Below are 15,000 nucleotides of genomic sequence, written 5' to 3' on the forward strand. Positions count from 1 at the left end.
TCCCCCGCCCCCTGCCGCCAGAACTTAATCCTCTTATAACTATGATACGTAATTACATAAAAATCGCCTGGCGCAACCTCCGCAAACAACGGGGGTTTGCCTTTATCAATATCTTCGGTCTGGCGGTCGGACTCGCTTGTTGCCTGCTCATTACGCTCTACGTGGCCGATGAGCTGAGCTACGACCGTTTTCACGCAAAGGCAGACCGCATCTACCGGATTAACGCCGACATTAAGTTCGGGGGTAACGACATGAGAATGGCCGTTTCGCCGGACCCCGTCGGCCCGACGTTAAAAAACGATTACCCACAGGTAGAGCAATTCGTGCGGCTTCACGAGCGTGGAACGTGGTTGGTCAAACAAGCTCGAGCCGCAACCAGTCTACGCGAAGATCACATTACGTTCGCCGACTCCACCCTGTTCGATGTTTTCACCTTACCACTCGTCTCAGGTGATCCGAAGCGGGCGTTGGCTCTGCCAAACACCGTAGTTATTAGCGAATCGGCCGCCAAACGGCACTTCGGTGGGCAAGATGCGCTGGGCAAGACGCTCATTTTCGATAATAACAAGGCGTACAAAGTCACGGCCGTTATGCGCGACATGCCGACTAACTCGCACTTCCGCTCCGATTTTTTCCTGACCATGCTCAACGACGAGTATCCGTGGGGACAGTGGCTTAGCAATAACCACTATACCTACGTCGTATTGCGCGAAGGCGTCAACTACAAGCAGTTCGAGAAGAATTTTGACGCTGTAATCGAAAAGTACGTTGGACCACAGGCACTCCAGGCCATTGGCTCAACTATGGATCAGTTCCGAAAAGCGGGGAATGCCTACCGTTTGTGGCTGCTACCAATCACGGATATTCATTTGCACTCGAAGCAACAAATTGAATTCATGCCCGCTGGCGACATTCAGTACGTCTACATATTCTCAGCGGTAGCCTTGTTCATTCTGTTAATCGCCTGTATCAACTTCATGAATCTGGCCACCGCCCGTTCGGCTAACCGGGCCAAAGAGGTGGGTGTTCGGAAGGTGCTGGGATCAGAGCGGCAGCAACTCATTGGTCAGTTCATGTCCGAATCCGTCTTAATGACAGTGCTGGCTATGGTACTGGCCCTGATCATGGTCGTAGTTGCTATTCCGTTTTTCAACACGATTGCCGCTAAAGAGTTAAGTGCCCAAAGCCTGCTGTCGCCGTATTTACTACCGGTACTTGTCGTACTGCCTATTGCGGTAGGCTTGCTGGCCGGAAGTTATCCGGCGTTCTTCCTGTCTTCCTTCAGACCGATCAGCGTGCTGAAGGGCGGTACGGCGACCCGGAAGACCAATGTCAGTCTGAAGAATGTTAGTCTACGTAGCGGACTGGTCGTTTTTCAGTTCATGATGTCGGTTATCCTGATTGTCGGAACCATAATTGTGTATCGACAAATTACTTATATCCAAACCACAAACCTAGGGTTTAAGCGCGATCAGGTTTTAACGATTAATGATGTGTATGGGCTTGGTAAACAAGCCGAAACTTTCAAACAGGAGGTAATGCGATTACCGGGAGTCGTGAGCGGCTCCATTTCGGGCTACCTGCCCACTCCTTCGAGCCGCAACGATAATTCGATGTTTCCCGAAGGCCAGATTGACCAGCGGAAAGCGGTACAAATGCAGACGTGGGGCGTTGATCACGACTATATCAAAACGCTGGGTATGCAGATTGCGCAGGGACGTGATTTTTCGCGAGAGTTTGGCTCCGATTCAACCGGTATTATTCTGAACGAAACGGCGGCTAAGCTATTTGGAGGAACTAATATCTTGGGCAAGCGGATATCGCGCTTCGACGATCCTCAGGGTAAAACCTTCAAGACGTATACCGTTCTGGGGGTGGTCAAAAACTTCCACTACGAATCGCTCCGGCGAAACATTGGCGCGTTGAGTATGGTACTCAGCCCCAACAGTGGAGCTGCGTCGTTCCGGCTGAGTAGTACGAATCTACCCGCGCTGGTCAAACAGATTGAAGCAAAATGGAAGCAGATCGCCCCTGGCCAGCCGTTCAGCTATCAGTTTCTGGAAGACAGCTTCGATAGCATGTACCGCGCTGAGCAACGGATTGGCACCATTGCCCTGACATTTGCAGGCCTGGCGATCCTGATTGCTTGTTTGGGCTTGTTCGGCCTGGCTGCGTTCATGGCTGAGCAACGGACCAAGGAAATTGGCGTTCGCAAAGTACTCGGCGCATCAGTTTTCAGCATCGTCGGCTTGCTCTCGAAAGACTTCCTGAAGCTTGTCGTCATCGCGATTCTGATAGCCTCACCCATTGCCTGGTACGCCATGAGTCAATGGCTAGAGGACTTCGCGTATAAAATTGACATCGAGTGGTGGGTATTCGCTCTGGCGGGCCTACTGGCCATTAGCATTGCCTTGCTGACGGTTAGTTTCCAGAGCGTGAAAGCCGCGTTGATGAATCCGGTTAAGTCGTTGAGGAGCGAATAGTACCGAACCCAGTCTTTAACAGCTGGCCGAGATGTCGGCTTTATATATGCTAAAAAACTATCTCACTACCGCCCTCCGCGCACTGAAGCGCAACTGGAGTTACTCCATCATCAATGTATTGGGCCTGACGCTGGGCCTAGCGTGTTGTTTGCTGTTGTTTGTAGCCATCCGCTATGAACTGAGCTTCGACAAACACAACGCCAACGCTGATCGGATTTACCGTATGCTCGGGGCGAATAAAACGGAGCCTGACGGCAAGCCAAATACGGGTATAACCTTTCCAGCATTGGCTGCGCTACGCAATGATTTTCCGGAACTGAAGCACCAGCTTACCCTGGTTACCCGGATAAAATCGGCGGTGGTAGCGGTACCGGGCAAGGCAAATGTTGACACAAAACGATTTCAGGAAACGGACGGTGTAATCGCGTTTGCTGAACCGGAATACTTTAACCTCTTCAATTATACTTGGGAAAAAGGCAGCCCGCAAACGGCACTCACCAACCCAAACACAGTAGTACTTTCGGAGCGAATCGCCCATAAATACTTCGGCGACACGAACCCAATGGGCAAAATCATTCGACTGGAGAATCGGATGGACTTTGTGGTAACGGGCGTTATCCAGGACCCGCTCCCTACGAGCAGCATGCCATTCGAGGTGTTCCTGTCGCACGCGTCCGTGCTGGCGTATGGCAGCACATCGCCCCCCGACGACTGGAAATCAACTTATGGCGGAGCCCAGATTTATATGATGCTACCCCCAGCCCAGGCTGGAGCGGAGACCCCGGCGGCCCGCATGGAGCGCCAGTTAGTGGGCTTTGTCAATAAATACCACGCCCCGGAAGATGCCAAAACGCTGGCGTACGTTTTACAACCGCTGACAGACATTCATTTCGCGACCAACATTGCGAATTACGCCCAGCGAAGCATCAGCATCGAAATGATCTGGGCGATGGTACTCATCGGTCTATTCATTTTGGGAACGGCCTGTATCAACTTCATCAATCTGGCCACGGCGCAGGCCGTCAGACGGTCGCGGGAAGTGGGCGTTCGGAAAGTATTGGGCAGTACACGCGGGCAGCTAGTGCGTCAGTTTCTGGGCGAAACCAGCGTATTAACTGGTGTGGCGCTTGTTCTTGCGCTGTTTATTGCTCAGGTGGCATTGCCGTACGTAGGTGAACTACTTAACATTAAGCCGGGAGCCGTAACCTTATTTAGCCCAACCGTGATTGGCTTTCTAGTGGCCTTAGGCGTACTCACGACCGTTTTGGCAGGCTTTTATCCCGCACTGGTCCTATCGGGTTATCAACCCATTCTGGCTCTCAAAGGTAAAATGCAGACAGCAGGTACAGGCGGTTATCTGACCCTTCGCCGAGGGCTTATTATTGGGCAGTTTGCGATCTCTCAGTTACTGATCATTGGCACCATCATCGCCTACAGTCAGATGAAGTATTTTCGTTCGGCCGATCTCGGCTACAATAAAGATGCTGTTTTGACGATGCCTTTACCCGACAATGATGCGGGTAAGATCGCCAATTTACGGGCTAAACTTACGAGTCTGCCGGGTATACAATCGATTAGTTTTGGCATGACCAGCCCCTCCTCCACCAGCAACTGGACGACAGGTTTCCGCTTTGGCAACGACGATAAAGACCCCGGCTTCGGTATACTGATGCGCCCCGCCGACACCGCCTATGCGCGCACCTATGGCCTGAAACTACTGGCCGGACGGATGTACCAACCCGCTGACTCCATCCGTGAACTGGTGATCAACGAGACATTCATGAAGCGACTGGGCTTTCAAAAACCCGAGCAGGTGATTGGTAAGCTGATGACGGTGGCAGGCGAGAGCGTCAAGAAGCCCATTGTGGGTGTGGTGAAGGATTTCAACATGTTTTCGTTGCGGGAACGGGTCGAGCCAAGCGTCCTAACCACCCAGTTGGGCAACTACCGCACCATCGCCATCAAACTGTCGACCCAGCAGGGCGGTAGCGAGGGCATTCGTCAACTCCTGAAACAAGTTGAGACCGCCTGGACGGCTACCTTTCCGGAGTTTGTCTTTTCGTATGAATTTCTGGACGAAACGCTCGCGAATTTCTATAAAAGTGAGCAACAGACGTATTCCCTGTTTCAGTTGCTCGCGGGTATTGCTTTGTTCATTGGTTGCCTGGGTCTCTACGGCGTGGTAGCTTTCATGGCTGAAACCCGCACCAAAGAAGTGGGGGTACGCAAGGTACTGGGTGCATCAACCGCCCACATCTTCGGCTTGTTTTCCATTGATTTCATCCGGCTCGTGCTGATAGCCCTCCTGTTAAGTTCACCCATCGCCTGGTACATTATGAACCAATGGCTTCAGAAGTTCGCCTACAAAATCGAAATCGAGTGGTGGATGTTTGCGCTGGCAGGTTTGCTGGCGGTCGGTATCGCCCTGCTAACGGTCAGCTTCCAGAGCGTGAAAGCCGCCCTGATGAACCCGGTGAAAAGTTTGCGGGCGGAGTAACGTAGCCTGGACGGCCACGTCCGGGTAGCCGCAGGCTAATAGGACTGCTCATGCTTTACTTACAACTTAGCCTGCGGCTACCCGGACGTGGCCGTCCAGGCTACCATAACTCCTGTATCACCCGTGCGGATTCCCACATTAGTGGTATATCTTTCGTTGCAATGGGAGCCACGTCAAACGAATGTCCGCAACTGTACGTTAGCTCGTCCGTTTGCGGACATTTTTCGTTAGGTAGTAATAATTATTCGTTGGTATACAGCTATTTACAATCCTGGTACGGCGTTTGGGTTGCCTGAGGGTGGTCTACCTCAGATCATTTTCGGACATTCGATCATGATAAAGAACTACCTTAAAATAGCTTGGCGCAACCTACTCAGCCATCCAACTACGACCGGTATTCACATACTTGGATTAACGATTGGGTTAACGACCTGCCTGCTCATCCTACTCTTTATCCGAAACGAGTGGAGTTACGACCGGCATCACAAGCTGGGTGAGCGCATCTACCGCGTCAACGAGATTACAACCACCGGCGGAGAGGTTGAGCGATCCGGCACGACGCCTTACCCGTTGGCGGCTGCGCTACGTAATGACTTCTCCGACTGGTCGAAGATTACCCGAATTCACGCCGACCGCGATGTAAGAGTCATGGTCTCGCGAGACAAAATTCTGCTGGAAGACAAGGTTCTGTTTGCGGAGCCGGAGTTGTTCGACATTTTTGATCTTGATATGGTGTCGGGCAATAGCCGCGCGATTTTGAACCAGCCAAACCAGGTAATCTTAACCGAAAGCACGGCTCAGAAGTATTTTGGGACGATTTCGGTAGTGGGAAAAACCCTGAAGCTCGACAACAAAGTAACGGTGCAGGTAGCGGGGATCATGCACGACATACCTTCTCAGTCGATTCTGAACGCGCGAATGATTGTCTCCTTCCCGACAATGAAAGACTACTTTGAGTTAGGGGTAGAGCAGTGGGGAGTTCGCTCGGGCGGAAGCGTATTTGTCTTGTTGCCCGAGGGCCGCTCACCCGAGCAATACACGACCCGACTGGCGGCTGCCACCCGAAAATACTTTGCTGAAGAACGGGGGACAACCCACCAATTGGTGCTGCAAGCGTTGCACGACATTCATTTCAATCCGGATTTTGACGGTAGCAAATTCGCACCACCTATCTCGCCGACGTACCTCTATGTATTCGGTATCGTTGGCCTGTTCGTGCTCCTGATCGCCTGCGTGAACTTCATTAACATGTCGACGGCCCGCGCTATGACCCGTGCCCGCGAGGTGGGAGTTCGTAAGGTGGTCGGCGCAACACAGGGGCAATTAGTCAGTCAGTTCCTCGGCGAAGCGTTCTGGCTGGCCGGCTTATCGGCGGTGCTGGCGCTAGCACTAACGTATAGCCTACTGCCTTCAGTGAACGACTTCATGCAGAAACAAATCGGGTTCCGTTGGGACGAGTCGATAATCTTCATCGCGGTGCTGGCTTTGCTGACCACGGTTCTGGCGGGTATGTACCCGGCCTTTTTCCTCGCGCGGTTTGTACCCGTCAACGTCTTGAAAACTCATGCTGAACCGGGCCGTGGAGGGCAGGCGTGGTTACGCCAGGGGTTAGTCATTTTCCAATTCACTATCTCCCTGGTACTGGCTGTGGGCGTACTGGTCGTATATCGGCAGATGAGCTACTTCCGGGAGAAAGATCTGGGTTTCAGCCGCAATGCCATTGTGACGGTTAGCTTACCCGAGACAAAAAACTTAACCCCACTGGGCCAGGAACTTCGGCAGATTTCGGGCATTGACGAGGTTTCATTCGCCCTGGGCGCCCCCACGTCGGGCAACAACTTCGGAACCGATATGCGCCCTGACCCAACCAATGAAGACAAAAAGATTGGCATATCGCTTAAGATTGCCGACGCCGATTACCTCAAAACATACGGCCTCAAACTCCTGGCTGGTCGCTTCCTGGAACACCGCGATACGCTGGCTATTTCCGGCAAGATTCCGGAGAAAGATCGGCGATACGTGTTTGTCGTCAACGAAAACGTAGTAAAAGCGCTGGGGCTGTCGCGGCCCGAACAAGCCTTAGGGCGCAAGATTCGAGCAGGAATCAATGACATAACAGCTGAGATTGTCGGCGTTGTCAAAGACTTTCATAGCAGCTCACTTCGCGAACCTATTGAGCCAGTAGTTATGATGAACTTCCCGTATTTCTACCGTACTGCGGGGTTGAAGCTACAGACAACGAATTACCAAAAAACAATAGCTGCGGTTGAACGCACCTTCCGAAAGTTTTATCCCGAAGGCTTATTTGAAGCCAAATTTCTGGACCAGAGTCTACAAGAGCAGTACGACGAAGAAGAGCGTCAGTTTACGTTGTTACGCGTGTTTGCGGGCCTGGCATTGGTCATTTGCTGCCTTGGCTTATGGGGTTTGGCTACGTTTATCGTCCAACGCCGGACTAAAGAAATCGGGGTTCGCAAGGTGCTCGGCGCGTCGGTGCCGGGCTTGGTTGCGCTGTTATCCAAAGACTTTCTCAAACTAGTTTTTGCGGCCCTCGTCATCGCCACCCCAGTAGCCTGGTACGCCATGAACCAGTGGTTAAAGTCATTCGAATACAAGATTGACATTGAGTGGTGGATGTTCGGGGTAGTAGGTATGCTGGCCACGTTGGTCACTCTATTAACGGTCAGCCTCCAGAGCATAAAAGCCGCCCTGATGAACCCCGTAAAATCGTTACGTTCCGAATAGCATAGGGCATGGGGCCGGGGGCTTAGGGTTACAACTCCGCTCCCTGCCGCACGCCTTCAGCCCTAAACCCTCTCTCCTTATTTATGCTAAGCAACTACCTCAAAATCGCCGTTCGCCAGTTGTGGCATAACCGGTTGTTCAGTCTGCTGAACATCGTAGGGTTAACCGTTGGCTTAGCCGTCAGTACGTTTATTGGGCTCTACGTCTGGCATGAGTTTCACTATGATCGCTTTCACCCCTTTGCCGACCGTACGTACCGTATTATGTCGGCAGCCAAATATGGTGAGGACGTAATAACCATGCCGCAACTTCACGAATCGTTTGGGCGGGAAGCCAAACGCCAGCTTCCGGAGGTAGAGCAGTTTGTTCGCTTTTGGGGAGGATCGGGCCCTACCCTACTGGAGTTTGGCGACAACCACTATAAAGAAGATGAGATTGGCTTCGCCGATGCATCGATGTTGACGGTGATGGGCTTTCGAATGCGGCAAGGTGATGCGCAAACAGCACTAAGTCAGCCCGGCCGTATCGTTCTGACCCGACGACTTGCTGAGAAATACTTCGGCAACGCAAATCCTGTTGGTAAGACCATGTTGTACGATAAACAGTACCCGCTTCAGGTAACCGGAGTTCTGGACGATCTGCCAACGAACAGCGTATTACAGTTTAACGCCCTGGTGTCGATCTCATCCATACCCTCGCTTGCCCCCAAACTACGCGATGGATTCGAACACGCCGGTATCTTCGACACGTATCTGGTTCTCCGGGCGGGGACAAATGCGGCCATTACCGAGAAGAAATTGGCGAAAATCAACACAGGCATCAAATTCACTGATCTCTCAGCAACGTTCTCGCTCGAGCCGCTTCCGTCACTGCATCTAGATAGCCGGGGGGCTTCTATAGATAGCCGTACCGGAATCTCCAAAGCGCGCCAAACGCTGTACATTTTTCTGTCAATTGCTTTACTGATTCTGGTGCTGGCCATTATCAATTATGTCAGTCTGGCTACGGCCCGTGCTACAAAACGTGCCCGCGAAGTGGGAGTCCGCAAAGCGGTTGGGGGATTACGTAGCGAGTTGATCGGTCAGTTTTATACCGAGTCCTTCCTGACTACTACCCTAGCCTTCCTGCTTTCCATTTTTGTGCTCCAAGCCATGTTCCCGTGGGCTAATCAAGCCCTTGATATGCACATGGACAATCGGGTACTGAGCCAGACCAGCTACTGGGGAATCATGCTGGCCTTGTGGTTGAGTTGCAGTTTAATAGCTAGTAGTTATCCTGCTCTGTTATTATCGGGTTTCCGTCCTCACGAGGTTCTGAAAGGCACAATGAGTTCAGGGCGTGAGGGAGCCGGAGTCCGCAGGCTGTTCACGACCGTTCAGTTCGCCACTTCGGTAGGGCTGTTACTATGCAGTTGTGTATTCTTTATGCAAATGCGGTACCTACGCACCAAAAGCCTGGGCATTAACCGCGCTCAAGTGGTAGCCATCAATGTGGATGCCGACATGGCTATCCGGTTCATTGGTTTCCGCGATGCTGTGCGGCAATGGGCTGGCCGGGATAACGTAGCGGCCACGAATACGGCGCTGTTCACTAACAACATCATGACTTATTTTCTGGACGATAAAAAGACTAAAAAGCAGTTGATGGTAAACGCGCTATCAGTCGATGAAGGCTTTTTCAAGATGCTGGGTGTTCACTGGGCTAATCCGCCAACCAGCTGGGGCAAGCGGCCCGTGGGCGACGATTTGACTGTTTACAACCAGACCGTTATTCGCGAAACGGGCCTGAAAGGCAATCCGGTCGGGCAGCCCGATCCCTTCTTCAATAAACCGATCGACGGGGTTACAGCTGACTTTCATATTCGGAGTCTGCACGGCCCTGTATCACCCATGATGCTGACCGTTGTGGGCGATAACAGCCGCAGCGTTGTAGAAAACGGCGGGTATTTACTCGTGCGGTTAAACGCATTTACCGACGTACCAAAGGCGCTCGATCACCTCAAGACACTGTACAACCAACAGCAACCCGCCTTACCTTTTGATTACTATTTCCTGGACGACGCTTACAACAGGCTGTACGCTAAAGAAGACCAGTTAGCACGGCTGTTCAACGCCTTCACCGGTCTTACGTTGCTGGTGGCCTGCCTGGGGTTGTTGGGACTGATGACCTTCAACGTTGAAGCTCGCACGAAAGAGATTGGTATCCGCAAAGTACTCGGTGCGTCTGTCGCCAGCATTGTGACGCTTCTTTCCAAAGATTTCGTAAAACTAGTGCTGCTATCGATCCTCATTGCCTCCCCAATCGCCTGGTATGCTATAAATCAGTGGTTAGAAGATTTTGCTTACAAGATTGACATGGCCTGGTGGATGTTTGCGCTGGCGGGTGGCCTGGCGCTGAGCATTGCTTTACTAACCATAAGTTTCCAAGGTATCAAAGCTGCCCTGATGAATCCAGTGAAAAGTTTGCGAAGTGAGTAAATGAATAACCTTAATCACCATCAATACTAGTACACATTGACAATCAGTTTATAATGCGACAATTCCCCCTTATACGTCTCTTACTGCTTTTGTTGACAGCACATTACGCTGCCACAGGGCAGGCTATCAGCAACCGCCCGGCATCACCCGCGGTACAACTAGTCCCGAAGGTTGACCAACGCGTTGAGCTATTGAGCATCATTTTTCGGCTGGCCGGGAACGACGAATACAATGGGGACCAGTTTAAGAAATATGTGCAGGACATCCACGAACATTTCGACGCCTACCAAACGCACCCGGCTGTGGCAATGGCCAAACAACTAGCGCATGACAACGGTGTGGGATATGATGCCGTTATGTCGATGGCCATTCATCTGGAGCAGCCACCCTCGTTGAAGCCTATCTATGCATTCACCAAAGCGCAGTTGGACAAACGGTGGGGCGCTACCAACGCTGAAGCCTTTGCTAAACTTGTCCAACGGTTTTATCAGGATACTCACTGCCAGTCGTTTTTCGATAAACACAAAGCGATGTACCAGACCGCCGTCGATCGCTTTAACCAAGTCTTAAGCCAGGTAGACGTCAGTTGGTACAAGCAATACTATGGAACGTTGCCGACCGGTAAATTTAACGTAGTGATCGGCATTGGGAACGGTGGAGGCAATTTCGGCCCTAAGGTGTTATTACCGAATGGGCAGGAAGAGATTTACGCCATCATGGGTACCTGGGCCGTCGATAGTACGGATACTCCTACCTACATGGCCGCTTCCGTTTTGCCTACTATCATCCACGAGTTTAACCACTCATTCGTTAACCCGCTGATTGATAAACACGAAGATGAGCTCGAAGCCGCGGGCAAGGCGATCTTTCCGGGCGTAGCGGATCAGATGCATCGACAGGCATACGGCAATTGGAAAACCATGTTTTATGAATCGTTGGTCCGTGCATCGGTGATCCGCTATTTGACTACCCACGAACCCGATGGGCAGGCCGCTCGTCAGCAGCTACGGACGGAAGAAGCGAACGGGTTTATCTGGACCCAGGGGCTGGTTGATTTGCTTGGTGAGTACGAGAGCAGCCGTACGAAGTATCCAACGTTAGCAAGCTTTATGCCCCAGATCAATCAGTTCTTTCAATCTACGGCTACCAATTTCGCGACACTGCAACAACAATACAACCAGAAGCGGGCCCACGTTGTGGCCGTTGAGCCGATCCAACAAAACACGGCCGATGTTGACCCTACCGTAACCGAGTTAGTCATCCGGTTCGATAAGCCGCTGAATCCCAAAAAGCTATCTATTTCGTTTGGCGACGGGGGCAAGCCCCATTTTCCACTGACGGATGTCATTGGCTTTGCCGATGATAACCGCTCGTTGCGGTTAAAAGTGAATTTAAAACCCGATTGGCAGTATTCATTTAAGCTTACGTCCAAAGGTTTTCAGACACCCGAGGGCTATCCACTGGCCGATCACGAAGTGGCATTTAAGACGAAATAAATTCATCGTTGACCATACTTTATGCGCTAAGTTTTAACACCGATTAACCAAATAAATCCTAGACAACCATGGCACACATTGCTATTCCTATCCCCAGCCTGCCCGGTAAGCAGGACATCGAAATTGAAGTAACCATCAACGGCCAGAAGCAGGCGCTGCACTACCGCGTTGAGCTATTTTACTGGGGTGATTGCAACATTCCTACGTTCGACCGCGTGGAATGCATTCAGCAACATCTGGCGGGCTACGATCAGGACTGGAAGCTCTATTACATCGGCGCGCCAACCGACGATTTTGTGCCCGTTACGTTCGTGAAGAAGGAAGATTGGGAGAAACAGCGAAAGTTACTGACAATGAGCTAGCAATTAACCTTCAAACACCTCAGCTAAGTTAATCTGAATGCCAATAGCTGGATCGGTGATGACGCCCTCGGTGAAGTTGATGCGTTGCCGATCCGGTAGGAAAATGGTGATGATTTGAAGAGCTGGCGACACAATCCAGACCGTTTTAACGCCTGCCGGAAAATGTTTCTTATAAATCCGGTCAATTAAACTGTTCAGGCTCTGTTCGGGCGAGAGAATTTCAATAGTTACCAACGGTACGTCATGCACGACGATTTCGTCAGCCATCCAGTCCAATGTTCGCTTTGGGAAAATGCATAAATCAGGTCGCGTTTTACCAGAAGCAAACTCAAGGTCTAATTCGGTGAGAATACTGTACTCAGATCGATATGACAACATAAGCAGAAAAGCCAATCGGCTCTGCAATTCAGCATGATTTAAGCTTGACATTTTCTCTTCTTCAAGTTCGGGAGTACTGACGACGGGAGTTTCCATAACACTGGGAGTTTTTTCAAATATAACCAAAAAGCGAGACGCTATGCTTCAGAATTACCTCAAAATCGCCGTCCGCAACCTATGGCGGTCGCCCTTGTTTAGCGTGCTCAACATTGGCGGACTGGCCCTGGGCATTGGCTGTTGTTTGCTCATCGCGCTATACGTTTACGACGAGTGGAATTACGACCGCTTTCACACGAATGCCAACAACATCTATCGCGTTGTTGAGAAGCAGACTCAGGCAGGTGAGGTGTACGACGTAGCTGTGACACCCGGCCCGTTAGCCCCAACGCTTAAAAGCGATTTCCCCGAAGTTGTGAACGTTGGTCGGCTAGGCAAGTGGAGCGGAATCGTGAAGCACGGGAAACAAACGTTTGAAGAAAACTCACTCTATTTTGCCGATAACGGGTTGCTGAAACTATTTGATTTTCCGTTGCTGAAAGGAAACCCGAACACCGTACTAACCGGCCCCGACGAGCTGGTTATGACCGAGGCTGCAGCCATTAAGTACTTCGGAGCCGACTGGCAACGCAATCCTAATGTGCTCGGTACGCTGCTTCGGTTGAACAACGAACGGGATTATAAAGTAACGGGCATCCTGAAAAACATACCCCCAAACTCGCATCTGCAGTTCGATATACTGCTGTCGTTTAAGAACATTGAGCTATTTGACAAATGGGGCTATCAATGGAATAGCAATAACTACCATACGTATGTACAGCTACGCGAGGGTACCGTTGCATCGGCGTTCAATGAGAAGATAAAAAAGCACATACAGCGGTATAAGCCTTCTGCCGAAACGACCCTATGTCTTCAGCCCTTAACGGACATATACCTTCGCTCGAAGTTTGCCTTCAACACCGACAACTGGGGGAAACGCAGCGACATTTTCTACGTCAAGCTATTTGGTGCCGTAGGGCTGATTGTGTTGTTGATTGCCTGCATCAATTTCATTAACCTGTCCACCGCCCGCTCCATGCGACGCGCCCGTGAGGTAGGTGTCCGAAAAACGATGGGCGCGTACCGGTGGCATCTTATCTTCCAGTTTCTTGGCGAATCGCTGCTGATTGTCATGCTGGCGGTCTTGGCATCGCAGGTACTTGCTCAGGCATTAATGCCCGTGTTTAACGAGTTGTCGGGTAAAGACCTCACCTTAAACTATGACGCATGGCCGCTTTGGTTATCATTGCTAACTCTGACCTTGTTGGTCAGTTTAGTAGCGGGGATATACCCGGCTTTCCTGCTATCGTCATTTCAGCCGGCGAAGGTATTTAAGCGCGTCTTTAGCGTACCGACCGGAAAAGTATTTCGGCAAAGTTTAGTAATTGGGCAGTTTGCTCTGTCGGTTGCCCTGATCGTATGCACGTTGTTAATCTACAGGCAGTTGCAGTACATGCAACGCAAGAACCTCGGCTTCGACAAGTCGCAGCTGTTGTATGTTCGGATGGGTGGTGCTCTGAAGCAGAAAGCCGCCCAGTTTAAAGAAGAGCTGCTGAAGCAATCCGGCATTGAAGCCGCGGCTGCAACAACGGCGACGCTCGTTGACGTGGGTAATGAATCGAATATTACGTGGGAAGGCCAGCAACCTAAAGACGAGTTTTTAATTACGCAGGTGAACGTAGATCCTGACTTTCTATCGACCGTTGGCATGAAGCTCGTCCGGGGCGAAAACTTCAGAAAGAAAACGGCCGCCGATACCAACTGGACGTATCTGATCAACGAAACAGCGGCCCGGCGCATGGGCTACACCAACCAGAGTGCGCTTAATAAGCGGGTCGAGTTTTGGGGTATGAAAGGTCGTATTGCCGGGGTTATCCGCGATTTTCATTTCCGACCACTCAGCGTACCCATTGCGCCGTTGATTCTCCGTTACGCACCAGGCGACTTTTTTACGATGCTGGTTAAAACCCGACCTGGCCAGGCGCAACAAGCCATTCAGACCATTAGTCAGCTGTATACCCAATACGAAAAAGAGACTCCATTTAAGTTTGGTTTCATTGACCAGGAGCTTGATAAACAGTACAGGCGCGAGCAGCGTACCGGACAGATTGTACTTTATTTTTCTGGTTTCGCCATTTTGATTTCGTGCCTGGGTTTATTTGGATTAACCGCCTTCACGGCTGAGCAACGCACTAAAGAGATTGGCGTTCGCAAAGTGCTGGGGGCCTCCGTTGTTAACATCGTCGGCCTGCTGTCCAAAGATTTCCTGAAGCTGGTTGTCATTGCAATTATCATTGCGACTCCCCTCGCCTGGTATGCCATGCACGAGTGGCTCCAAAGCTTTGCCTACAAGATTACTATTGAGTGGTGGGTGTTTGTCCTGGCGGGTTTGCTGGCCGTGGGCATCGCTTTACTAACCATAAGTTTCCAAAGCGTGAAAGCGGCCTTAACAAATCCGGTGAAATCATTACGTACTGAATAGCAAAGGGCGCAGGGCTGAGGGCATGGGGTAAAGACTTGTAAACC

Annotated in this window: 8 protein-coding genes; 7 read left to right on the forward strand and 1 reads right to left on the reverse strand. The window is 51.2% G+C overall.

Annotation, left to right across the window (positions count from 1 at the left end):
• The first annotated feature begins 41 nt into the window (after nucleotides 1-41).
• The 6 genes from ACFSUS_RS10275 (at nucleotide 42) to ACFSUS_RS10300 (ending at nucleotide 12,060) form a co-directional block, all read left to right on the forward strand.
• The gene (locus ACFSUS_RS10275) at nucleotides 42-2,483 is read left to right on the forward strand and encodes an ABC transporter permease (RefSeq protein ID WP_381522186.1); all 2,442 of its coding nucleotides are present in this window, start codon (nucleotides 42-44) and stop codon (nucleotides 2,481-2,483) included.
• 46 nt (nucleotides 2,484-2,529) lie between these two features.
• Complete coding sequence (locus ACFSUS_RS10280) at nucleotides 2,530-4,980, forward strand: ABC transporter permease (protein WP_381522188.1); 2,451 nt, start codon at nucleotides 2,530-2,532, stop codon at nucleotides 4,978-4,980.
• A 333-nt stretch (nucleotides 4,981-5,313) separates the two neighbouring features.
• Entirely contained in the window at nucleotides 5,314-7,725 is a 2,412-nt protein-coding gene (locus ACFSUS_RS10285; protein ID WP_381522190.1) for an ABC transporter permease, read from the forward strand.
• 83 nt (nucleotides 7,726-7,808) lie between these two features.
• A complete protein-coding gene (locus tag ACFSUS_RS10290; RefSeq protein WP_381522192.1) occupies nucleotides 7,809-10,202 on the forward strand; it encodes an ABC transporter permease in 2,394 nt (797 codons plus the stop codon).
• A 53-nt stretch (nucleotides 10,203-10,255) separates the two neighbouring features.
• Nucleotides 10,256-11,698, forward strand: coding sequence for a DUF4932 domain-containing protein (locus ACFSUS_RS10295; RefSeq protein WP_381522194.1), 1,443 nt, complete (start codon nucleotides 10,256-10,258; stop codon nucleotides 11,696-11,698).
• 68 nt (nucleotides 11,699-11,766) lie between these two features.
• Nucleotides 11,767-12,060: a hypothetical protein gene (locus ACFSUS_RS10300; protein ID WP_381522196.1), complete on the forward strand. Its 294-nt coding sequence runs from the start codon at nucleotides 11,767-11,769 to the stop codon at nucleotides 12,058-12,060.
• A 3-nt stretch (nucleotides 12,061-12,063) separates the two neighbouring features.
• On the opposite strand, the gene ACFSUS_RS10305 is transcribed toward ACFSUS_RS10300, so the two are convergent.
• Complete coding sequence (locus tag ACFSUS_RS10305; RefSeq protein WP_381522198.1) at nucleotides 12,064-12,534, reverse strand: Uma2 family endonuclease; 471 nt, start codon at nucleotides 12,532-12,534, stop codon at nucleotides 12,064-12,066.
• A 43-nt stretch (nucleotides 12,535-12,577) separates the two neighbouring features.
• On the opposite strand from ACFSUS_RS10305, the gene ACFSUS_RS10310 reads away from it, so the two are divergent.
• Nucleotides 12,578-14,956 (forward strand): ABC transporter permease, encoded by a 2,379-nt coding sequence (locus tag ACFSUS_RS10310; protein WP_381522201.1) that lies wholly within the window; start codon nucleotides 12,578-12,580, stop codon nucleotides 14,954-14,956.
• Nucleotides 14,957-15,000 lie beyond the last annotated feature (44 nt).

The sequence above is a fragment of the Spirosoma soli genome, assembly GCF_042684525.1.
GTDB classification, from domain to species: domain Bacteria; phylum Bacteroidota; class Bacteroidia; order Cytophagales; family Spirosomataceae; genus Spirosoma; species Spirosoma soli.